Origin of the sequence: Streptomyces nidicola (genome assembly GCF_050106155.1) — a bacterium.
Lineage (GTDB): Bacteria > Actinomycetota > Actinomycetes > Streptomycetales > Streptomycetaceae > Streptomyces.
Genome location: NZ_JBNBPI010000001.1, coordinates 5,113,339 through 5,134,959 on the forward strand (window position 1 = coordinate 5,113,339; position 21,621 = coordinate 5,134,959).

21 protein-coding genes and 1 pseudogene are annotated in these 21,621 nt (G+C 70.7%); 11 read left to right on the top strand and 11 right to left on the bottom strand.

What is annotated here, in order from left to right:
* Window positions 1-38: 38 nt before the first annotated feature.
* Window positions 39-530: an inorganic diphosphatase gene (locus tag ACOKM3_RS23285; protein ID WP_266711337.1), complete on the bottom strand. Its 492-nt coding sequence runs from the start codon at window positions 528-530 to the stop codon at window positions 39-41.
* 56 nt (window positions 531-586) lie between these two features.
* On the opposite strand from ACOKM3_RS23285, the gene dacB reads away from it, so the two are divergent.
* From dacB to folE, 6 genes are all read left to right on the top strand, one after another.
* On the top strand, window positions 587-2,083 hold the full coding sequence (gene dacB, locus ACOKM3_RS23290; RefSeq protein ID WP_426902978.1) for a D-alanyl-D-alanine carboxypeptidase/D-alanyl-D-alanine endopeptidase: 1,497 nt from the start codon (window positions 587-589) through the stop codon (window positions 2,081-2,083).
* An 89-nt stretch (window positions 2,084-2,172) separates the two neighbouring features.
* On the top strand, window positions 2,173-3,321 hold the full coding sequence (locus ACOKM3_RS23295; protein WP_426902979.1) for a zinc-dependent metalloprotease: 1,149 nt from the start codon (window positions 2,173-2,175) through the stop codon (window positions 3,319-3,321).
* A gap of 224 nt (window positions 3,322-3,545) precedes the next feature.
* Window positions 3,546-4,544 carry a tRNA lysidine(34) synthetase TilS gene (gene tilS / locus ACOKM3_RS23300; RefSeq protein WP_426902980.1) on the top strand — a complete coding sequence of 333 codons (999 nt, stop codon included), beginning with the start codon at window positions 3,546-3,548 and terminating at the stop codon, window positions 4,542-4,544.
* A gap of 43 nt (window positions 4,545-4,587) precedes the next feature.
* Window positions 4,588-5,148 (top strand): hypoxanthine phosphoribosyltransferase, encoded by a 561-nt coding sequence (gene hpt, locus ACOKM3_RS23305; RefSeq protein ID WP_266718689.1) that lies wholly within the window; start codon window positions 4,588-4,590, stop codon window positions 5,146-5,148.
* 223 nt (window positions 5,149-5,371) lie between these two features.
* Window positions 5,372-7,387, top strand: a complete 2,016-nt coding sequence (gene ftsH, locus ACOKM3_RS23310; protein WP_426906877.1) for an ATP-dependent zinc metalloprotease FtsH — start codon at window positions 5,372-5,374, stop codon at window positions 7,385-7,387.
* A gap of 119 nt (window positions 7,388-7,506) precedes the next feature.
* Complete coding sequence (folE, locus tag ACOKM3_RS23315; RefSeq protein ID WP_426902981.1) at window positions 7,507-8,112, top strand: GTP cyclohydrolase I FolE; 606 nt, start codon at window positions 7,507-7,509, stop codon at window positions 8,110-8,112.
* A gap of 40 nt (window positions 8,113-8,152) precedes the next feature.
* Here the strand turns inward: folE and ACOKM3_RS23320 are convergent, their stop codons facing one another.
* The 7 genes and pseudogenes from ACOKM3_RS23320 to ACOKM3_RS23350 form a co-directional block, all read right to left on the bottom strand.
* Entirely contained in the window at window positions 8,153-8,635 is a 483-nt protein-coding gene (locus ACOKM3_RS23320) for a DUF3180 domain-containing protein (RefSeq protein ID WP_426902982.1), read from the bottom strand.
* A 68-nt stretch (window positions 8,636-8,703) separates the two neighbouring features.
* On the bottom strand, window positions 8,704-9,303 hold the full coding sequence (gene folK / locus ACOKM3_RS23325; protein WP_426902983.1) for a 2-amino-4-hydroxy-6-hydroxymethyldihydropteridine diphosphokinase: 600 nt from the start codon (window positions 9,301-9,303) through the stop codon (window positions 8,704-8,706).
* Window positions 9,300-9,659 carry a dihydroneopterin aldolase gene (gene folB / locus ACOKM3_RS23330; RefSeq protein WP_267070060.1) on the bottom strand — a complete coding sequence of 120 codons (360 nt, stop codon included), beginning with the start codon at window positions 9,657-9,659 and terminating at the stop codon, window positions 9,300-9,302. Before folB ends, folK begins: the two co-directional genes overlap by 4 nt.
* 249 nt (window positions 9,660-9,908) lie before the next feature.
* Complete coding sequence (locus ACOKM3_RS23335; protein ID WP_426902984.1) at window positions 9,909-10,430, bottom strand: nuclear transport factor 2 family protein; 522 nt, start codon at window positions 10,428-10,430, stop codon at window positions 9,909-9,911.
* A complete protein-coding gene (folP, locus tag ACOKM3_RS23340; RefSeq protein ID WP_426902985.1) occupies window positions 10,427-11,290 on the bottom strand; it encodes a dihydropteroate synthase in 864 nt (287 codons plus the stop codon). Before folP ends, ACOKM3_RS23335 begins: the two co-directional genes overlap by 4 nt.
* A 17-nt stretch (window positions 11,291-11,307) precedes the next feature.
* Window positions 11,308-12,243: pseudogene (locus ACOKM3_RS23345) on the bottom strand (phosphatidylglycerol lysyltransferase domain-containing protein); the annotation flags it as partial.
* A 192-nt stretch (window positions 12,244-12,435) separates the two neighbouring features.
* Entirely contained in the window at window positions 12,436-13,602 is a 1,167-nt protein-coding gene (locus ACOKM3_RS23350; protein WP_426902986.1) for an ABC transporter ATP-binding protein, read from the bottom strand.
* 196 nt (window positions 13,603-13,798) lie between these two features.
* Between ACOKM3_RS23350 and ACOKM3_RS23355 the strand changes: the two genes are divergently transcribed.
* The 4 genes from ACOKM3_RS23355 (at window position 13,799) to ACOKM3_RS23370 (ending at window position 17,393) form a co-directional block, all read left to right on the top strand.
* Window positions 13,799-14,548 carry an ABC transporter permease gene (locus ACOKM3_RS23355; protein ID WP_426902987.1) on the top strand — a complete coding sequence of 250 codons (750 nt, stop codon included), beginning with the start codon at window positions 13,799-13,801 and terminating at the stop codon, window positions 14,546-14,548.
* A complete protein-coding gene (locus ACOKM3_RS23360) occupies window positions 14,545-15,213 on the top strand; it encodes an ABC transporter permease (RefSeq protein WP_266711326.1) in 669 nt (222 codons plus the stop codon). Before ACOKM3_RS23355 ends, ACOKM3_RS23360 begins: the two co-directional genes overlap by 4 nt.
* A 67-nt stretch (window positions 15,214-15,280) precedes the next feature.
* Window positions 15,281-16,252: an ABC transporter substrate-binding protein gene (locus ACOKM3_RS23365; protein WP_426902988.1), complete on the top strand. Its 972-nt coding sequence runs from the start codon at window positions 15,281-15,283 to the stop codon at window positions 16,250-16,252.
* Between the two features lie 157 nt (window positions 16,253-16,409).
* Window positions 16,410-17,393, top strand: coding sequence for a hypothetical protein (locus ACOKM3_RS23370; RefSeq protein WP_426902989.1), 984 nt, complete (start codon window positions 16,410-16,412; stop codon window positions 17,391-17,393).
* A gap of 132 nt (window positions 17,394-17,525) precedes the next feature.
* Here ACOKM3_RS23370 and ACOKM3_RS23375 read toward each other — a convergent pair whose 3' ends face one another.
* Both ACOKM3_RS23375 and ACOKM3_RS23380 read right to left on the bottom strand, forming a co-directional pair.
* The gene (locus tag ACOKM3_RS23375; RefSeq protein WP_426902990.1) at window positions 17,526-18,875 is read right to left on the bottom strand and encodes a PH domain-containing protein; all 1,350 of its coding nucleotides are present in this window, start codon (window positions 18,873-18,875) and stop codon (window positions 17,526-17,528) included.
* Complete coding sequence (locus ACOKM3_RS23380; protein WP_426902991.1) at window positions 18,872-19,387, bottom strand: PH domain-containing protein; 516 nt, start codon at window positions 19,385-19,387, stop codon at window positions 18,872-18,874. Before ACOKM3_RS23380 ends, ACOKM3_RS23375 begins: the two co-directional genes overlap by 4 nt.
* 31 nt (window positions 19,388-19,418) lie before the next feature.
* Between ACOKM3_RS23380 and ACOKM3_RS23385 the strand changes: the two genes are divergently transcribed.
* Window positions 19,419-20,570: an NADH-quinone oxidoreductase subunit D gene (locus ACOKM3_RS23385; RefSeq protein WP_426902992.1), complete on the top strand. Its 1,152-nt coding sequence runs from the start codon at window positions 19,419-19,421 to the stop codon at window positions 20,568-20,570.
* Here the strand turns inward: ACOKM3_RS23385 and ACOKM3_RS23390 are convergent.
* Complete coding sequence (locus ACOKM3_RS23390) at window positions 20,535-21,560, bottom strand: SAM-dependent methyltransferase (RefSeq protein ID WP_426902993.1); 1,026 nt, start codon at window positions 21,558-21,560, stop codon at window positions 20,535-20,537. The genes ACOKM3_RS23385 and ACOKM3_RS23390 overlap by 36 nt on opposite strands.
* Window positions 21,561-21,621: the final 61 nt, after the last annotated feature.

A 21,621-nucleotide genomic window follows, 5' to 3' on the forward strand; every position in this document is an offset into this window, starting at 1 on the left:
CGCCCCAGGGGGGCGGCCCGGATGTGAACGCTGGGGGCTCAGTGGCCGCCGTTGTCCTGCGCGCGCTTGTAGGAACGCTCGATCTCGGCCTCGGCCTCGGTACGGCCGACCCAGTCGGCGCCCTCGACGGACTTGCCGGGCTCCAGGTCCTTGTAGACCTCGAAGAAGTGCTGGATCTCCAGGCGGTCGAACTCCGAGACGTGCTGGATGTCGCGCAGGTGCTCCATCCGCGGGTCCGTCGCCGGGACGCACAGCAGCTTGTCGTCGCCGCCGGCCTCGTCCGTCATCCGGAACATGCCGATCGCGCGGCACTTGATGAGGCAGCCCGGGAACGTCGGCTCGTCCAGGATGACCAGGGCGTCCAGCGGGTCGCCGTCCTCGCCGAGGGTGTCCTCGACGTAGCCGTAGTCCGTCGGGTACGCGGTCGACGTGAACAGACGACGGTCGAGGCGGATACGACCGGACTCGTGGTCGACCTCGTACTTGTTCCGCGATCCCTTCGGAATCTCGATCAGGACGTCGAACTCCACCGGTGGCTCCTCAATGATCAACACAAACGTCTGGTGGTTAAGTGTCCCCTACGCAGATGTGTGATCGCGAAAGGGGCTGGTCCGCGGTGCCGGAGCCGAAGGCTTCGCAGCTCGTGAAGAGTGCGGCGAAGACTGTTGCCGGATCCAAGGCCAAGCACGTCACGGTGGGCGCGACGGCGGTGGGTCTCGCCCTCGCGGCCGTCGTGGCGGTCGCGGCCGGTCCCTGGGACACTTCCGGTCAGCGTAAGGCCGAGGCCGACCGGGCCGCCTCCTCGGAGACCGGAGGTGGCGCAGATCACGGCGGTGCCCCCGAGGCGGCGCCGCGCGCGCCCGTGGTGCTCGCGGCCCCCGGCGCGGCCGTGCCGGGCCCCACGAAGAGCGCCCTGGCCGATGTGCTCGACCCCCTCCTGAAGGGCTCCGCGCTGGGCGGCCGGCGCACGGCCGCGGTCGTCGACGCCGTCACCGGAAAGAGGCTCTACGGAAGGTCGCCGGGCGACACCCTCACCCCTGCGTCCACGACGAAGCTGGCCACGGCGGTGGCGGCCCTCTCGGCCGCGGGCCCCGACCACCGCATCGCCACCCGTACGGCCCTGGAGAAAGGCTCCAAGAAGCTGATTCTGGTGGGCGGCGGCGATCCGACCCTGACGGCCCGCGAGAAGAATCCTTACGGTGCCGCCGACCTGGGCACTCTGGCCGACGAGACCGCCAAGTCGTTGAAGAAGCGGGACACCATCGAGGTGACCCTCACGTACGACACCTCGCTGTACTCGGGCCCCGACATCCACCCCATCGGCCCCAACGAGAACCTCGCCCGGGTCACGCCCCTGATGGCCGACGAGGCCCGCACCGACGACTCCGACAGCGGCCCGGCCACGCGCGAGGGGGACCCGGCGGCCGCCGCGGCGAAGAAGTTCGCGGACCTGCTCGGCGACCGCGGCATCAAGATCAAGGGCGACCCGGCGTCCGGCAAGGCGTCCGGCAAGGCGGTCAGGCTCGCGAAGGTGTCCTCGCCGCCGCTCTCCGCCCTGGTCGAGCGGATGCTGACGCACAGCGACAACGACATCGCGGAGGCGCTCGCCCGGCAGACCGCGATCGCCGCGGGCACGAGCCACGACTTCGACGGCGCGGGCAAGGCCGTCGAGAAGCAGCTCGGAAAGCTCCGGCTGCCGCTCAAGGACACCCATTTCGCCGACGGCAGCGGCCTCGACCGCGCCGACAAGGTCTCCGCCGACCTGCTCACAGGGCTGCTCGCCAAGGCCGCCGACCCGTCCCGCCCGGAGCTGCGCTCCGTCCTCACGGGCCTGCCGGTCGCCGGCTTCACGGGAACCCTCGCGAGCCGCTACGAGGACGCCGCCGACGCCTCCGGAACGGGCCTGGTCCGCGCCAAGACCGGCACCCTCACCGGCGTCAACACGCTCGCCGGGACGGTCGTCGACGCCGACGGACGCCTCCTCGTCTTCGCCTTCATGACAGAGGGCGCCACGGACCCCAAGGCCGCCCAGTCGGGCCTCGACCGCCTCGCCTCCTCGGTCGCCAACTGCGGCTGCAGGTGAACCCTTAAGGGTTTCCAGGGGCCGAAGTGGGGCGGCACTCCGGGGCCGACCCCTCTTCCCGTACGCGGGGGGTCACGTACCGTTGACGCATGACGAGCCTCGGCGGTGCTGCATCTTCGGGAATGGTCGACTGGAATCTCGCGGTGGCGACCGCGACCCGACTCGTACGACCAGGACCGGAGATCAGTCGTGACGAGGCGCGGGCCGTCGTCGCGGAGCTGCGCCGGCACGCCAAGGCCTCCGAGGAGCACGTGCGCGCGTACACGCGCATGGCCACCGACGCCGACCACGACACCCCGGTCCTCGTGGTCGACAGGCCCGGCTGGGTGAAGGCCAACGTCGCGGGCTTCCGCGAGGTGCTGCGGCCCCTGCTCGACAAGATGAACGAGCGGCGCGGTTCGGGCCCGGGCCCCGCGATGCTCGGCGCGGTCGGCGGCAAGGTCACCGGCGTCGAACTCGGCATGCTGCTCTCGTTCCTGTCCTCCCGCGTCCTCGGCCAGTACGAGACCTTCGCCCCCGCCACCCGCGACCTGCCCGCCGCGCCGAACGGCGGCGGAAGGCTCCTGCTCGTCGCGCCGAACATCGTGCACGTGGAGCGCGAACTCGACGTGGATCCGCACGACTTCAGGCTCTGGGTCTGCCTCCACGAGGAGACGCACCGCACGCAGTTCACGGCCGTGCCCTGGCTGCGCGACCACCTCGAGGGCGAGATCCAGTCATTCCTGGAGGAGACCGAGGTCGACCCGACGACGTTCCTGGAGCGCGTACGGGAGGCCGCACAGTCGCTCGCCGGCGGGCGCCCCGAGGGCGAGGAGGACGACGGCGGACGCTCGCTCGTCGAGCTGGTGCAGACCCCGGCGCAGCGCGAGATCCTCGCCCGCCTCACCGCCGTCATGTCGCTGCTCGAAGGGCACGCGGACTATGTGATGGACGGCGTCGGACCGGCCGTCGTGCCCTCCGTCGAGGAGATCCGCGAGAAGTTCCAACAGCGCAGGCAGAAGGGGGCCTCCCGGCTCGACCTGGCCCTGCGCAAGCTGCTCGGTCTCGACGCCAAGCTGCGCCAGTACCGCGACGGCGAGAAGTTCGTACGGGCCGTCGTCGAGGAGGTCGGCATGGACGGCTTCAACCGCGTGTGGACGTCTCCCAACACGCTTCCGACGAAGGCGGAGATCGCCAAACCGGCGGACTGGGTCGCGCGGGTGCACAACAAGTCGGACGGCGCTCACGAAGCCCCGTAAGGCACGCCCATAATTGCTCAGGATCACCCATCCGAGGGACCGTAGGCCGTGGGCTGGCGTGCAATGCTCGGGGAACCGCTCGGCTCTGTCACCATCGACACACTCTGCGTGACCGAACTCACCCGGTCACCGTTGAGCGAATGAGCCGGGTCAGCCGGCGCTGGTCCGGTTCGAGTTGTCCAGCAGCGCCCACCCCCCAGACAACGGAATGAAGGGAACCGGACATGGGTCCCCATCCTGCGGTCGCGGCGATACGCCTGGCGGTCCGCCGCGTCCTCCACGACATCCTCAACGACTCCCCGCCGGGCACCGAGCCCACGGTGCTCGTCGCCTGCTCCGGCGGAGCCGACTCCATGGCCCTCGCCTCCGCCCTCGCCTTCGAGGCCCCCAAACTCGGCATCCGCGCCGGTGGCATCACCGTCGACCACGGCCTGCAGCCCGGCTCCGACGCCCGCGCCGAGGACGTCGTCCTGCGCCTGACCGCCCTCGGGCTGAAGCCCGTCGAGTCCGTCGCCGTCGACGTGGGCCGTGACGGCGGCCCCGAGGCGGCCGCCCGCGACGCCCGCTACGCCGCCCTCGACGCCGCCGCCGAACAACACGGCGCCGCCGCAGTCCTGCTCGGCCACACCCGCGACGACCAGGCCGAGACGGTCCTGCTCGGCCTCGCCCGCGGCTCCGGCATCCGCTCCCTGTCCGGGATGGCCGCCATGTCGGGGGCCGGCGGCCGCTACCGACGCCCCTTCCTCACGCTCGACCGGCAGACCGCCCGCAAGGCCTGCCTCGTCCAGCACCTGCCGGTCTGGGACGACCCGCACAACACCGACCCGGCGTACACCAGGTCCAGACTCCGCCACGAGGGTCTGCCCGCCCTGGAGAAGGCGCTCGGCAAGGGCGTCGTCGAGGCCCTCGCCCGTACGGCCCAGCTGTCGCGCGACGACGCCGACGCGCTCGACACCTGGGCCCGCGACGCCGCCGAGTCCGTACGGGACGCGGCCGGACTCCTCGAATGCGCCAAGCTGTACGCCCTGCCGCCCGCCGTCCGCCGCAGGATCCTGCGCCGCACGGCCATCGAGGCGGGCGCCCCCGCCGGTGCGCTGTTCGCCCGGCACATCGAGGAGGTCGACCGCCTGATCACGGGGTGGCGGGGCCAGGGAGAGATCAATCTGCCGGGCAAAGTTCTCGCTCAGCGGCAGGGTGGCAGACTGGTGATCCGGCAAGGCTGACTCGACTCTCACGTCGCGGCGGCCGGTGGGACGACCGAAAGTGATGCGGGTGGACGCGAAAGACATGGGCACCGACCTTCAGTCGGTGCTCATCACCAAGGAAGAGATCGACGCGAAGCTGGCCGAGCTGGCCGCGAAGGTCGACGCGGAGTACGCGGGCAAGGACCTGCTGATCGTCGGGGTGCTCAAGGGCGCCGTGATGGTCATGGCGGACCTGGCTCGCGCCCTGTCCACCCCGCTCACCATGGACTGGATGGCGGTGTCCTCGTACGGCTCGGGCACCCAGTCCTCCGGCGTCGTGCGGATCCTCAAGGACCTCGACACCGACATCAAGGACAAGCACGTCCTGATCGTCGAGGACATCATCGACTCCGGTCTGACGCTGTCCTGGCTGCTCACCAACCTCGGCTCGCGCGAGCCCGCCTCCCTCGAGGTGTGCACGCTGCTGCGCAAGCCGGAGGCGGCCAAGGTCGACATCGACGTGAAGTGGGTCGGCTTCGACATCCCGAACGAGTTCGTGGTCGGTTACGGCCTGGACTACGCGGAGAAGTACCGGAACCTGCCGTTCGTCGGCACCCTCGCGCCGCACGTCTACGGCGGCTGAGGAGTCGTCAGCCTGATCGCCGGGGACGGGAACCCTCGCGGGTCTCCCGCCGTTGGAGCATGCGAAGGGCAGATTCCCGGCCGTCCCCTGCGGCTTCGGGTGACAATGCTGGGGTACCGTCCGAAGAACAGTTCTTCAAACAGCTACAACAGCACCAAGAGCTCCAAACAGCCTTATCAAACTCACTATGGCAGGAGGGACGGGGCGGCACCGCTCCGTATGGATGGACGTGAAGCGATACTTCCGTGGGCCGGTCATGTGGATCGTGCTGGCCGTCCTTGCCGTGGTCGTGTTGATGCAGGTCGTCGGTTCGTCCGGCGGCTACAAGACGGTGGACACCGGCCAGGTAATTCAGGCCATCAACGACAACAAGGTGGAGTCGGCCAAGCTGACCACCGGCGATGAGAGCACGATCAAGGTCGAGCTGAAGGACGGCCAGAAGGTCGACGGCTCGAACAAGATCCAGGCCAGCTACATCGGCGACCAGGGCGTCGACGTGGCCAAGAGTCTCCAGGCCAAGTTCGAGGACAAGCAGATTCCGGACGGGTACACCGTCTCGCCGTCGAAGCAGAACCCCTTCGTGGGGATCCTGCTCTCGCTGCTGCCCTTCGTTCTCATCGTCGTCGTGTTCCTGTTCCTGATGAACCAGATGCAGGGCGGCGGCTCCCGAGTCATGCAGTTCGGGAAGTCCAAGGCCAAGCTCATCACCAAGGACACCCCCAAGACGACGTTCTCCGACGTCGCCGGCAGCGACGAGGCCGTCGAGGAGCTCCACGAGATCAAGGAGTTCCTCCAGGAGCCGGCCAAGTTCCAGGCTGTCGGCGCCAAGATTCCCAAGGGCGTACTCCTGTACGGCCCGCCCGGAACGGGCAAGACCCTGCTCGCGCGCGCTGTCGCGGGTGAAGCGGGCGTCCCGTTCTACTCGATCTCCGGTTCCGACTTCGTCGAGATGTTCGTCGGTGTCGGTGCATCCCGTGTCCGTGACCTCTTCGAGCAGGCCAAGGCGAACGCTCCGGCGATCGTCTTCGTCGACGAGATCGACGCGGTCGGCCGGCACCGTGGTGCCGGACTCGGCGGTGGACACGACGAGCGCGAGCAGACGCTCAACCAGCTGCTCGTCGAGATGGACGGCTTCGACGTGAAGGGCGGCGTCATCCTGATCGCCGCCACGAACCGGCCGGACATCCTCGACCCGGCGCTGCTGCGTCCCGGCCGTTTCGACCGTCAGATCGCGGTCGACCGCCCGGACATGCAGGGTCGTCTGGAGATCCTCAAGGTTCACCAGAAGGGCAAGCCGGTCGCTCCGGACGTCGACCTGTCGGCCGTCGCCCGCCGTACGCCGGGCTTCACCGGTGCCGATCTCTCCAACGTGCTGAACGAGGCCGCGCTTCTCACGGCCCGCTCGGACCGGAAGCTGATCGACAACACGATGCTCGACGAGGCGATCGACCGTGTGGTCGCGGGCCCGCAGAAGCGGACCCGGATCATGTCGGACAAGGAAAAGAAGATCACCGCGTACCACGAGGGCGGTCACGCCCTGGTCGCGGCGGCCTCGCCGAACTCCGACCCGGTCCACAAGATCACGATCCTGTCCCGCGGCCGTGCGCTCGGGTACACGATGGTGCTCCCGGACGAGGACAAGTACTCGACCACGCGCAACGAGATGCTCGACCAGCTCGCCTACATGCTGGGCGGGCGCGCGGCCGAGGAGCTCGTCTTCCACGACCCGACGACCGGCGCTGCGAACGACATCGAGAAGGCCACCGGTACGGCCCGCGCGATGGTCACGCAGTACGGCATGACCGAGCGGCTCGGCGCGATCAAGTTCGGCGGCGACAACTCGGAGCCCTTCCTGGGCCGCGAGATGGGTCACCAGCGCGACTACTCGGAAGAGGTCGCCGCGCTCGTCGACGAAGAGGTCAAGAAGCTCATCGAGACCGCGCACAACGAGGCCTGGGAGATCCTCGTCGAGAACCGCGACGTTCTCGACAACCTGGTCCTCGCGCTGCTCGAGAAGGAGACGCTGAACAAGGAGCAGATCGCCGAGATCTTCGCTCCGATCGTGAAGCGCCCGGCCCGCCCCGCGTGGACCGGCTCCAACCGCCGCACCCCCTCGACCCGCCCGCCGGTGCTCTCCCCCAAGGAGCTCTCACTGACGAACGGGGCGAACGGGACGGCGCCCGCCATCGAGACCACCACCCCGGTGGACACGGTGAAGGAAGAGCGCCCCGAGAGCTGACCCGGCCCTCATTGGGCAGGCCAGACCCGGAATGCAGGCCGCGTCCCCCACGCTTTACGGTGTGGGGGACGCGGCCTTTGCGCTGCCGCGCGGGATGTAAGTAGAGAAAGAGGCACCTGATGACCGACCCGGTGACGCTGGACGGCGAGGGCTCGATCGGCGAGTTCGACGAGAAGCGGGCCGAGAACGCCGTGCGTGAACTGCTCATCGCGGTCGGCGAGGACCCGGACCGGGAGGGCCTGCGGGAGACCCCGGGGCGGGTCGCCCGCGCGTACAGGGAGATATTCGCGGGCCTGTGGCAGCAGCCCGAGGACGTCCTGACGACGACGTTCGACCTGGGGCACGACGAGATGGTCCTGGTGAAGGACATCGAGGTGCAGAGCAGCTGCGAGCACCACCTGGTGCCCTTCGTCGGTGTCGCCCACGTCGGCTACATCCCGTCCGCCGACGGCAAGATCACGGGTCTGTCGAAGCTGGCCCGGCTGGTCGACGTGTACGCCCGCCGTCCGCAGGTCCAAGAGCGTCTGACAACGCAGATCGCGGACTCCCTGATGGAGATCCTGGAGCCGCGCGGCGTGATCGTCGTCGTGGAGTGCGAGCACATGTGCATGTCGATGCGCGGGGTGCGCAAGCCCGGCGCGAAGACGATCACGTCCGCGGTGCGCGGTCAGCTGCGCGACCCCGCGACGCGCAGCGAGGCGATGAGCCTGATCATCGGGCGCTGATGCGCGGTTCGGGGACGGGCGGCGGGCGGCGGGGCCCAGCCTAGGCGGCCGGTGCCGCCTCTTCGGGGTCCTCGTCCTCCGGGAGCTTGCAGATGCGCTCCAGGAACATGGCCGCCGCGACGACGCCGACCCCGGCGAGCACCGAGAGCCCGGCGTAGATCGCCTGGTCGCGGCGGGCCGGGACGTCAAGGGACTCCAGCAGGAAGACGCCGGTGCCGCCGTACATGCCGGCCACGAGCGCCGCGACCAGCGCGCTGGCCTGGCCGAAGACCAGGGCGCGCGCCGCCATCATGGGGTCGACGCCCTTGGCCTCGGGGCGGCGCTCCCGCTGCGCGCGCAGCCGGGAGCGGATGGACAGGGCCGTCGCGAGCAGTACGACGGCGATCACGGCGAGCACGATGGGCGCGGCCAGCGGGACCTTCGGCAGCGTGCCGAGCGAGTCCCACAGGCGGGCGCCCGCCCAGGACAGCACTCCGGCGACGGCGAAGAGGCCGACCAGCGTCCTGATGCGCAGTTGCTTCATCCCGGTTGGTCGCCCCTCGTCCGTCATCGCCGTGCAGCCAGTCTGTTGTGCTCGCTAGACCCTAACGATTACTCGGGGAGGCGGAGTTCCAGGTCGGCGCGCGGCGCGACGCCCTCGCGGGTCACGGCGTCGAGCAGCTCGGAGACCGGGCCCCGGCCCGGAAGCTGTGCCTCCGGCTCCACGTCGTGCCAGGGGACGAGCACGAAGGCCCGCTCGTGGGCCCGCGGGTGGGGGAGCGTGAGGTACGGGTCGTCCGAGACCACATCGGCGTACGCGACGATGTCGACGTCGATGGTGCGGGCGCCCCAGCGCTCGTCCCGCACCCGGTGGAAGGCCTCCTCGACCGCGTGCGCGCGCTCCAGGAGCGAGGACGGCGGCAGCGTCGTCTTCAGGACGACGACGGCGTTGAAGTACGAGGGCTGGCTCTCCGGGTCGACGCCCCAGGGCTCCGTCTCGTAGACGGGCGAGACGGCTTTGACGCGGACGCCGGGGGTGTCCTCCAGCGCGTCGACGGCGCCCTGGAGGGTCTCCAGGCGGTTGCCCAGGTTCGCGCCGAGGGAGATCACGGCGCGCTTGGGGTTGGAGAGCGTGGTGTCCGCGGCGTCGACCTGCTCCACCACGGAGGTCGGCACCGGCTGGACGGTCGGGTCGAACGGAGTTTGGTTCATACTCGGCTCCGGGTGATGGTGACGGTCACGTCGTCGAAGGGCACGGTGATCGGTGCGTCCGGCTTGTGGACGCAGACCTCGACCTCCTGGACGCCTTCGTGCTTCAGGCATGTCTGGGCGATGCGCTCGGCGAGCGTCTCGATGAGATCCACGGGGTCGCCCGCGACAACGGCCACGACCTCCTCCGCCACGATGCCGTAGTGCACGGTCTTCGCCAGGTCGTCGTCGGCCGCGGCCGCCCGCGTGTCCAGGCCGAGCACCAGGTCGACGATGAAGGTCTGGCCCTCCTCGCGTTCCTTGGGGAAGACGCCATGGTGCCCACGGGCCTTGAGGCCGCGCAGCGCGACACGATCCACGCGAATCACTCCTGCAGTCGTCGTTGAAGGCCGGGCCCATCGATGTGCGGTCGATGTCCCGGCCTCGATCGAATCTACCTGCGAGCACTGACACCACCGGCCCGCGGGGGCTATGAATGATCCCACCCGGCACACCCGCCCCACGGTGCGCTCTGTGCTGGTAGCCGCCCATACCCAAGCGGTCGGGAGCGCAACCTCGCATCCGCGTTTCCGGATCCGTGAGGGCGCCCATCAGGGGCGCCTACCCACTCAGGCGGGTGATCCGCCGTCCTCGCCCTTGTCCATCTCATCGGATTCGTCATCCGAATCGGCGAGCACAGGGGAGGCGTGGTGCGACCAGATCTTCCAGCCCTCGCGGGTGCGCCGGAACACATTGGTGGCGACGACGCGCTGGCCGACGAGCGGGCCGAGCTCGTCGCCCTCCTTGGGGGCGGGGCCGCCGCTGAGGATGTTCTCCGTGCAGGTCACCAGGGCCGTGTCGGCGACGACGCTGATCTGCACATCGGTCAGGAAGAACTGGATGTACTCCGTGTTCGCCATGATCAGCGCGTACGAGCGGAGCACCTCGCCGCGGCCCGTGAGCACCGGCCAGCCGGGGTGCACGCAGCTGACGGAGGTGTCCTCGGCCTCGTCCGGGTCGGCGTCCTCGGCGTACTCGACGTCCTCGGGGGCGAGCCACAGGGCGGTGAGTTCCTCGAACGCGCCGCGTTCGACGGCTTCGTAGTAGGTGCGATTGGCGGTGTCGACGGCTTGTACGTCGGCCTCGGTCACTGGGCTCCTTCGACCGCGCGTGCCACGCGGACGGCATCGGCGGTGGCCCGCACCTCGTGGACGCGGACGGCCCAGGCGCCCGCCTGCGCGGCGAGCGCGGAGACGGCGGCGGTGGCGGCGTCGCGCTCACGGGCGGGCGGCGGGGCGCCCTGCTCGCCGGCCAGGACGTGGCCGAGGAACCGCTTGCGGGAGGCCGCGACGAGGACCGGGTGGCCGAGCGCGTGCAGCCGGTCGAGGTGGGCGAGCAGGGAGAGGTCGTGCTCGGCGTTCTTGGAGAAGCCGAGGCCCGGGTCGATGACGATGCGGTCGGGGGCGATGCCGCCCTCGATGGCGGCCTCCACGCGCGCGTGGAGCTCGTTCACGACTTCGGAGACGACGTCCTCGTAGGTGCCGGGCACATTGGTGCCCTCCAGGAGACCGCGCCAGTGCATCACGACGAAGGGCGCTCCCGTGGCGGCGACGACCGGGACCATCTCCGGGTCGGAGAGGCCGCCGCTCACGTCGTTGACCAGGGAGGCGCCCGCGGCGAGGGACTGCTCGGCGACGCAGGCCCGCATGGTGTCGACCGAGATCGTCACGCCCTCGGAGGCGAGGCCTCGTACGACGGGGATGACGCGCCTGAGCTCCTCGTCCTCGTCGACGCGGCTGGCGCCCGGACGGGTGGACTCGCCGCCGACGTCCACGAGGTCGGCGCCCTCGGCGACCAGGTCGAGGCCGTGCTTGATCGCGGCGGTCGTGTCGAACCAGCGGCCGCCGTCGGAGAACGAGTCCGGCGTCACATTGACGACACCCATGACCGCGCAGCGGTCCCAAACGGGGAGGTTGGCTACGTGGCCCCGGCGGACCTGCGACGTGCTCATGGCCTCAAGCCTAGGCCCTTCACAGCAGGCGGGATCTCGCGGCTTCGGCGGCCTGCGAAGGTGCCGCCGGTTTCGCGTCGGGTGCGCGCCGTGAGGCCGGTCTCGCGGGTCCAGACCGCGCACCCCGTCTCGGAGCAGTCCATGACGGCCGGCGTCCAGGAGTGGGTCCGCGCCTCGTCCATGAAGCGCTCCATGGCCCCCGGCCACGCCTCCACGTCGCCCATGGGGTCGCCCTTGGCCAGCATCACGCCCGACACGACCCGGTAGCGGACCGCCGCCTTGCCGCTGGGCGAGAACACGATCCCCTTGTCGCGGGCGGCCGGGCCCTCGGGGCGGAACGCGAGGTAGAGCGTGGTCAGCGCGGTGACCAGGCCGAGGGTGCCGAGCGAGAGGGCGACGGTGTGCGCCGTGCCGCCTGCGTAGACGAGCGGCCCCTCCATGCCGAGCAGACCACACAGGACGTGCTCCAGACGGTCCACGAGGCTCGGGGCCCCGACGAGCCGCCCCGGGTGCGCGCTGACGACGGCGAGGCCGATCAGCAGCGAACCGGCGCCCAGGAGCACGAAGTTGGACAGGGCGCGCCAGCGGCCGCGCGGGTCGGGCGGCGCGTCGAACCGCTTACGGTCGCGTATCAGGAGCCACAGCGGAACCAGGGCCAGGGCGACGCCGACGACGCCCACGGGCGAGCTCCGGTACACGAACTGCCCGGCGGCGCCGAGCGGCAGCAGCGCCAGGACCGCCCACCAGGCCCGCCGGTTGTGGCGCCGCAGCATGCGCGTGAGCAGGACGATCAGCACTCCGCTGCCGAGCGCGAGTGCCGCGGCGTACGGGCCGTACGTGCCCGGCAGCGCCTCCGTGACGCCGCCCGCACGGCCGCGTGCGAACCGTGGCAGGACGCCGGCCACGATGTCCGTGCCGCCGGCCAGGAGGCAGGCGCCCGCGATCCGCCGCATCCCCGCGCCTCCTGCCGCCGCTCGCACCGCGAGACATGTGAACACGGTGCGAATGCCGCATCCGTGACGTACGACCTGTAGGACGGAAGCGGAGCGACCGGGGTTCACTCGTGAACGGCGAACTCCGGTGGGCTTTCCGGTGGGGCTCTACTGGGGCAGCCGGTGGGGCCTTACCGGGACAGCCGGTGGGGCTCACTGGGGGAGGAGTGGTTCCACCGTCTCCAGTTCGACCTCCGCGCGCGTGATGTCCCGCGCGTCCGCGGCCGTGGAGCGGCGCAGTGCCTCGTGCAGCCGGGCCGGGGTCAGCACGCCGAGGAAGCGGCCCTCGCTGTGTTCGTCGATGACCGCGATCCAGCCCGCGTCGTGCTGGAGCATCGTCGCGAACGCCTGCTTGAGCGGGGCGCCCACGGGCAGCCAGGCCTCCATGCGGCGTGCGTGGTCCCGCACGGTGTCGCCCTTGTTCGCGGCCACGCGCGCGTGCTCGGCGGAGATCCAGCCGTGCAGGTTGTTGTCGTTGTCCAGGACGACGGCCCAGCGGGCGTCGAGCTCCCTGGGCAGCGGGTCGTCGAGGTGGACGACGGGCGGCTGCTCCAGGTCGCCCTCCTCGATGGGCGTCACCGAGAGGCGCTTGAGGCCGCGGTCGGCGCCCACGAAGTCGGCCACGTAGTCGGTGGCGGGTGTGCCGAGGACCGCGGAGGGGGTGTCGTACTGCTCGATACGACCGTCTCCGTAGACGGCGATACGGTCGCCGAGGCGGACGGCCTCCTCTATGTCGTGCGTGACGAACAGGACGGTCTTGCCGAGTGTCTGCTGGAGGCGCAGGAACTCGTTCTGCAGGTGCTCGCGCACCACCGGGTCGACCGCTCCGAACGGCTCGTCCATCAGCAGCACGGGCGGGTCGGCCGCCAACGCCCTTGCCACACCCACCCGTTGGCGCTGGCCGCCGGAGAGCTGCTCGGGGTAGCGCTCGCCGAACACCTTCGGGTCGAGGCCCACCAGGTCGAGCAACTCCGCCGCCCGCTCACGGGCCTTGGCGCGCTTGACGCCCAGCAGGTGCGGCACGGTCGCGGTGTTGTCGAGGATCGACTTGTGCGGGAACAGGCCGACCTGCTGGATCACATAGCCGATGCGGCGGCGCAGTTGGACCGGGTCGACCCCGGATATGTCGTCGCCGTCGAGGAATATCCGGCCCGCGGTGGGTTCGATGAGCCGGTTCACCATCTTCATCGTCGTGGTCTTGCCGCAGCCCGACGGGCCGACGAGCGTGACCAGTTCGCCCTCGTTCACCTCGAAGGACAGATCGTCGACGGCGGTGGTGCCGTCCGCGTACCGCTTGCTGACGTGCTCGAACCGGATCATGGGACCCCATTCTGCCGGGACGCGGCCGGGTTGGGGATGCCCCGGTGAGGCAGTCATGTGAACGCGGTGTTGCGCCTGGCGGCCGGGGCTCGGCCGTTGTCAGTGGTCGGGGCTAGGGTCATTGGCGGTCGGGAAACGTGCATGCGGGTGTGCGGCCGGCTGACATACGTTCGGGGAATCGGGGGAGGTGGCCGGCGTGAGCGAGCAGAACTGCCTGGTGGCCAACGACTGGGTGTGCGGGGAGTATGTGCGCACCCGCAGCCAGGAGTTGGTCGACGCGACGGTCCAGCACCTCGGCATCACGGCGGCGGCGGTGGTGATCGGCGTGCTCATCTCCCTGCCGCTCGCGCTCCTCGCCCGGCGCGCACGCGTCTTCGCGGGGCCGGTGCTCGGGGTGACCACGGTGCTCTACTCGATCCCTTCGCTCGCGATGTTCTCGCTGCTGCTGCCCCTGTTCGGGCTCTCGGCCTCGCTGGTGGTCACGGGGCTCGTGCTGTACTCCCTGACGATCCTCGTGCGGAACATATTGGCGGGGCTTCAGGCGGTCCCGGAGGAGGCGCGGGAGGCCGCGCGCGGGATGGGGTACGGGCCGCTGCGGCTGCTGTGGGAGGTCGAACTGCCGCTGGCGCTCCCGGCGATGCTGGCCGGGGTGCGGATCGCGACGGTCTCCACGGTGGCGCTGACGACGGTCGGCTCGATCGTCGACTACGGCGGGCTCGGCACGCTGATCATCGGGGGCCTGCAGAGCGACTTCAAGGCGCAGGTGCTCACCGCGTCCGTGCTGTGCGTGCTGCTCGCGATCGTGGCGGACCTGCTGCTGCTCGGCGTGCAGCGGTGGCTGACGCCGTGGACGAGGGTGGGGGCGTCCGCCCGGGGCGGGTTCCGAATACGGGGGCTCCGCGGCCGCGACGACGTGGCGCGCGTCGAGCCGGAGAAGGTGGCATGAACGCGATATCGGGGGCCTACGACTGGCTGGCCACGGGTGCCAACTGGCAAGGGGAGAAGGGGGTGTGGCACCGCCTCGCCGAGCACCTCTACTTCTGCGGTGTCGCGCTCGCCGTCTCCTGCCTGATCGCCCTGCCGCTGGCCCTGTGGCTCGGGCACAAGGGCAAGGGCGGCGCGCTCGCGATCAACATCTCGAACGTGGGGCGCGCGGTACCGACGCTGGCCGTCCTCGTGCTGCTCACGCTCACCCCGCTCGGCCGGCACGGCGATGTGCCGACGCTGATCGCGCTGGTGCTGTTCGCGGTGCCGCCGCTGCTCACCAACGCGTACGTGGGGATGCGCGAGGTCGACCGGTCGGTGGTGGAGGCCGCGCGCGGCATGGGCATGAGTGGCCGCCAGGTCTTCGCCCGCGTCGAACTGCCGCTGGCGTACCCGCTGGTGATGACCGGGCTGCGGTCCGCGACGGTGCAGGTGATCGCGACGGCGACGCTGGCGGCGATGGCCGGGGAGGGCGGGCTCGGGCGGATCATCACGGCGGGGTTCAGCCTTCAGGACACGCCGCAAGTGGTCGCCGGGGCGGTGCTCGTGGCCGCGCTCGCGCTGGCCGCGGAGGGCCTGTTCGTTGCGGCGGGGTGGGCCTTCGACCCCATGCGGAGGCGGGCGTGACCCGGGGGCGGCCCGGCCCCGATGGCTTGTGTTTGTTGTCAGTTCCGGCAGTGCGACGAGGAGAGCGATGAACAGCAGAACGCGTCGAGTGGCCCTGGCGGCCGTGACCGTGGGTGCGCTGACCGCGGGGCTGACCGCGTGCGGCGGTGGCGACAGCCTTGAGAACAAGGACGATGCGAGCGCGTCGGGTGGCGGCGGCGGAAAGGGCAAGGTCGTCATCGGCGCCGCGCGTTTCACCGAGGCCAAGGTGCTCGGTGAGCTGTACCGGCAGATATTGGCCGACGCCGGATACGACGCGTCGGTCAAGACGGTGGAGAACCGCGAGATCTACGAACCGCAGCTCGCCAAGGGCGCCATCGACGTGGTGCCCGAATACGCGGCGACGCTCGCCGAATTCCTCAACCTGAAGAAGAACGGGTCCAAGGCGAAGCCGGTCGCGTCGAGCGATGTCGATGCCACGGTGACCGCTCTGCGCAAGCTGGCCGAGCCGCAGGGGCTGAAGGTTCTGGACGCGGGAGAGGCCGTCGATCAGAACGCGTTCGCGGTGAGCAAGAGCTTTGCCGTGAAGCACAAGTTGAAGACCCTTTCGGATCTTGGCAAGTCGGGCGAGAAGGTGAAGATCGCGGCCGGTGACGAATGCGAGACCCGGCCGTTCTGCGCGCCGGGGCTCAAGAAGTCGTACGGGATCGATGTCACGGGAATCGACCCCAAGGGCGTCGGCACCACGCAGTCGAAGCAGGCGGTGAAGACCGGCACGGACCAGCTGGTCCTGACGACCACGACCGACGCGACGCTGGAGAACTTCGGGCTCGTTCTTCTGGAGGACGACAAGAAGCTGCAGAACGCGGACAACATCGTTCCGGTTGTGAACGCCAAGGATGCGGGCGACAAGAAGATTGCCGATGTCCTCGGGAAGTTGACGAAGACGCTCACGACGGATGATCTCGTCGAGCTGAACCGGAAGGTCGATGCCGAGCGGCAGAAGGAAGGCGATGTCGCGAAGGAGTATCTGGAGTCCAAGGACCTCATCGCCAAATGATCTTGATCGGCGCGTGTCGTCGGATCGAGGGATGGGCGGTATCGCTCGCGGTAAGTGGCCTTGCCTGTACGGGGGTTAGGTGGTTTCTGTGACAGGCGTGTCCGAATTTTGCCGGGCGGGGCTTCGCGATTTGCCTACGCGCGGTAAGTTTCTGGCCATGCCACGTGGACGCCACCGCCATTCTCCGCCCCTGCACCGCCTCCTGCCTCCGACGGTGATCGCCGGTGTGCCTCTCGTCTGTGCGGGGGCCGCCTGGCTGTCCGAGGATCCGCTCGTGCTGCGGGGCGTCGCCGCGGCGGCCGCGGCGGCCGCGGTGATCGGCGCCGTGGTGATGCGCCGCTGGGACCGGCTCGCGGGCAAGCGGGTCGCCGAGCTGACGCGCGGCGCCGCGAGCGAGCGGTGGCGGCACGAGGAGGCCGTGGCGGAGCTGGAGGGCGACCTCGACGAGTCGCGTGAGCTGCGCACCCGCCTGGAGGGCAAGCTGCGGGCGAAGCGTGCGGAGCTCGCCGCGCTGCGGGGCGAGCACGCGGCGCTGCTGCGGCGGTATGCGAACGCGGAGACGGAGCGGGCCAGCGCGCTCGAGGGCCGGCGCCGGCTCGCGATAGAGGCCGCCGCCCCGGCGAGGGCGCTGCCGCCCGTGCCCCCGGCCGTGCCGGGCCTGCCGACCCCGGAGATGTATCGGAAGGCCAATGCCGCGCTCAAGCGGCTCGCGCGGCCCGAACCGGCGGCGCACGCGGCGGAGGAGGCCGATTCCCAGGGGAAGCCCGAGGCGGCGGCCGGTCACTTCACCGTGCCTGCCGCCGCGATGGTCGTACCCGCGGCACCCGTGCGGAAGGTCCCCCAGGGCGGTTTCGACTTCTTCGGCGCGGGGAGCTCCCTGCAGGGCGAGGAAGATCTGGCGGACGTCGTGGGGGAGGAACTGGCGGCGGAGGTCGCGGCCGAGGTGGACGAGGCGGACGAGCCAGAGACCGGGGCTCAGGTCGAGGCCGGTGCCCCCGAAGCCTCCGAAGACGCCGAAGCCACCGACGCCTCCGCAGCCTCCGAAGACGCCGAGCGTGAGCAGCAGGTCATCGACCTGACCGCGCACGACGAGACGGAGCAGATCGACATGGGCGAGCTGAGGTCGGCACTTCAGGCATGACGCTTCAGGCGTGACACGTCAGGCATGAGATCGAGCGGGTGAGGGGCGAGTCGGCGGGCAGCCGGCTCGCCCCTCACCCGTTCTCCCGGTCACTCGTTCCTCCGGTCAAGCGTTCTCCCGGTCAAGGAACCCTCACGCCCCCGCCATCCACCGGTCCGGCCGCGCGTCGCGCCGACCCGTGCGGGAACGGTCCGCCTGGGCCCGCAGGAGATCGGACGCCTCGTCCACGTCCCTCAGGCGGGCCGTCACCGTCTTGTTGGCGCCCGTGTCCAGGTGCAGATCGGCGACCCGCCAGTGCCGCTCCCAGGGCCCCTGGGTGAGGCGCACGCTCTGCACCTTGGCGTGCGGGACGAGCGCGATGCGGCGCTGCAGCAGTCCGTGGCGCGCGGCGAACACCGTTTCCGTGACGGCCACTCCGTAGCTCCGCCACCACAGCGGCACGCACCAGCGCCCGCGCCGCGGCACCCCCGCGAAGTCGGCCGGCTTCGGCACCGTGACCCCCGGCAGGATCCGCGCGACGACGTCCTCGGCGTCCTCGCGCGGCGCCACGGGGACGAGCGCGGTGTTCGAGGACCCGGCGACGTGCAGCTCGACGCGGACCCAGCCGCGGCGCCGCCACAGCAGCGGTTCGACGATCCGTACGGTCTGCACCCGCCCCGGCGGCACCGTCTCGTGCACCCGGTCGAGCAGCCCGTGGTCGATGCGCAGCCCGTCCTGGGACTCGCTGACCGTCCAGTCGTACTCCTTGATGAACCGGCCCGCGCTGTTGGTGAAGGCCCCGCCGACCAGCGGCACCGCGACCGCGAGCACTGTCCACAGGTTGTGGGTGGCGAACCACAGGAGCACCGGGACGGCGACCGCGGCGAGCAGCATCGCCCAGGGCGCGCCCGTCAGGAGCAGCGCCACCGCGAGCATCCGCGGGGGCGTGTGCAGGATCGGCCGCGCCGGCGCCTCGCCCACGTCCCGCGCCGACTCGGGCGCGAATCCGGCGGCCCTGGCGAGGAGTTCGGCACGCAGCTTCCCGGCTTCGCGCTCTCCCAGGAAGGCGAGCTCGTCCTTCTTTTCGGTGCCTACTACGTCGAGTTTCAGCTTGGCCACGCCTACGAAGCGGGCGAGAAGCGGCTGCGTGACATCCACCGCCTGGAGGCGGTCGAGCCGGATGTGGGCGGTGCGGCGGAACAACAGGCCCGTACGGATGCGCAGTTCGGTGTCGGTCACCGCGAAGTGCGTGAACCACCAGGTGAGGAATCCGTACAGGGCGGCCGCCGGAACCAGTACGCCGATGCCGATCAGCAGCACGGCGGTGCTGAGATTGGCGAGCTGGCGCTGTGCCTGGTCCATGTCGTGGACGGCCCAGCCGAGCAGGATCGCGATGGGCGCCCATGCGCGGCGCAGCGGCGTGACGGGGTGCAGGCGCCGTTCTCGCGCGTCCTGAGCGGGTTCCTGGGCCGGGGCGCCGTCGGAGGCGCGGGAGGCCGTCACAGGCCCGCCGATCGGGCCTCGCCGAGTTCGGTGAGGCGGTCGCGCAGCCGCTCGGCCTCCGCGGGCACGAGGCCGGGGATCGTCGCGTCGGTGGCCGCGGCGGCGGTGTGCAGTTGCAGGCTGGACAGGCCGAACTTCCGCTCCAGCGGCCCGGATGTCACCTCGACCAGCTGCATCCGCCCGTACGGCACGATCGTCTCCTGGTGCCACAGGATGCCGCGGCTGATCAGCAGGTCGTCGGCCCGCTCCGCGTACCGCCACGAGCGCCAGTTGCGGCCGAGCATCACCCAGCCCCACAGCAGCACCGCCAGGGGCAGCAGCGCGAACGCGGCCCAGGCCGGCCCCGCGAGGATCCACAGCAGCGCCCCGGCCGCCGCGGCCAGCGGCACCAGCCACAGCACCAGCAACAGGCGGCGCAGCCTCAACAGGCCAGGTGGCAGGCCATTCCATGCGGGTTCGGCCTCAGGGGGAGTGCCCGCGACGCCCGAAGTCCCCGTTGCCCCTGTTTCCATGCGCCCACCCTACGTAGGAGACACTGTCGGCATGACGCCCACGACTCAGGCCACGGTCGGCATCGGTGGTGCCGCGGAGAGCACCGACATGGTGCTCAACATCGGTCCGCAGCACCCTTCCACCCATGGTGTGCTGCGCCTGCGTCTCGTGCTCGACGGCGAGCGGATCCAGCACGCGGAGCCGGTCATCGGCTATATGCACCGCGGTGCGGAGAAGCTCTTCGAAGCGCGCGACTACCGACAGATCGTGATGCTCGCCAACCGCCACGACTGGCTGTCCGCGTTCTCGAACGAGCTGGGCGTCGTGCTCGCCGTCGAGCGGATGCTGGGCATGGAGGTACCGGAGCGCGCCGTGTGGCTGCGGACGCTGCTCGCCGAGCTGAACCGGGTGCTCAACCATCTGATGTTCCTGGGTTCGTACCCGCTCGAACTGGGTGGAATCACGCCCGTCTTCCACGCCTTCCGGGAGCGCGAGGAACTCCAGAACGTCATGGAGGAGGTCTCCGGCGGGCGCATGCACTACATGTTCAACCGCGTCGGCGGCCTCAAGGAGGACCTGCCGCTCGGCTGGACCACCCGCGCGCGTGCGGCCGTCGCGAGCGTGCGCTCCCGCATGGACGTCTACGACAACCTCGTCCTCGGCAACGAGATCTTCCGGGGCCGCACGCGCGGGGTGGGCAGGCTGTCCGCCGAGGCCGCGCACGCCTACGGAGTCAGCGGTCCGATCGCCCGCGCCTCCGGCGTCGACTTCGACCTCAGGCGCGACGAGCCGTACCTCGCCTACGAAGAGCTGCAGGACACCCTGAAGGTCGTCACGCGACAAGAAGGCGACTGCCTGGCCCGGTTCGAGTGCCTCCTGGAGCAGGCGCACAACGCGCTCGACCTCGCCGACGCCTGCCTCGACCGGATCGCGGACCTCCCGCAGGGCCCGGTCAACCAGCGCCTCCCGAAGGTCCTCAAGGCGCCCGAGGGCCACACGTACGCGTGGACGGAGAACCCGCTCGGCATCAACGGCTACTACCTCGTCTCCAAGGGCGAGAAGACGCCGTACCGGCTCAAGCTGCGCTCCGCCTCGTACAACAACATCCAGGCGCTGACCGAGCTGCTTCCGGGGACGCTCGTCGCCGACATGGTGGCGATCCTCGGGTCACTGTTCTTCGTGGTCGGGGACATCGACAAGTAGGCCGTCCCCCGGCAGGCGCACCGGTTCGACCAGCCAGCCGAAGTCGCCGAGCCCGCCCCGCGCGGTCAGCTCCGCCGCCTCTCCCGCTCCCGCGAGCGCCCGGACGTACGCCGCCGGGTCCTGCGAGGCGAGGGCCAGCGGCGGGCGGCCTCCGGTGACGCCGAGGGCCCGGAGGGCAGCGCGCTGCGTGAGGAGCCGGGCGGCCGGACCGGTCGCGCACGCGTCCAGAGCCACGTGCGCCGTGATGTCGCAGGAGCCGTCCGGTACGGGAGCCGTCTCGCGGCCCTCGCGAAAGCCCGTGAGCGTGCCGAAGGGCGGCCGGGAGGCCCGCGTGTGCGCGTAGTCCACCGCGACCGCCAGGCCGCGCTCCAGGGCGCGTACGGCCGCTGCCCAGGCATCGTCGCGGGGCAGCCCGACCTCGGCGCGCAGGCCTGGTTCGGGCGGCAGCGGCCACCACTGACGCAGCCAGCCCGCCCACGCCTCGTCGAGCGGCGCCCGGCCGAGGGACTCCGTGCCGTCCTCGCGTACGAGGACCAGCCGTGCCGTGCCGTCCGCGTCCGCTTCGACGACCTCCAGGGGCACGTTGTCGAGCCACTCGTTCGCGAAGAGGAGTCCGGTGACACCGCTGGGCGGCTCGGCCCGCCACTCGATCCGATGGTCGAGCCCTGCGGGAGGTTCCGCCTTCTCCACCGCATAGGCACGCACGCGTAGCGCCACTTTTTCCGGCAGCACCTGGAGGACGCGCGAAACCAGCTCGCCGCGGCCCGCCGCCATGTCGATGAACGCCAACTCGGCGGGTTCGCCGAGGGCCGCGTCCACCCGGCACAACAGCTCGGCGACCGCCCCGGCGAACAACGGCGACGCATGCACCGACGTGCGGAAATGCCCGGCAGGACCCTCGGGCCTCCGGTAGAAGCCGGCCGGTCCGTACAGCGCCTCTTCGGTGGCCGCGCGCCACCCGCGCGGTGCCCCCTGTTGTCCGTTCTCCACACCTGAAGGCTAAGTGCGCCGGGCGCGTGCGCCGTGGGGTCCCTCCACCTTCAGGAGTACG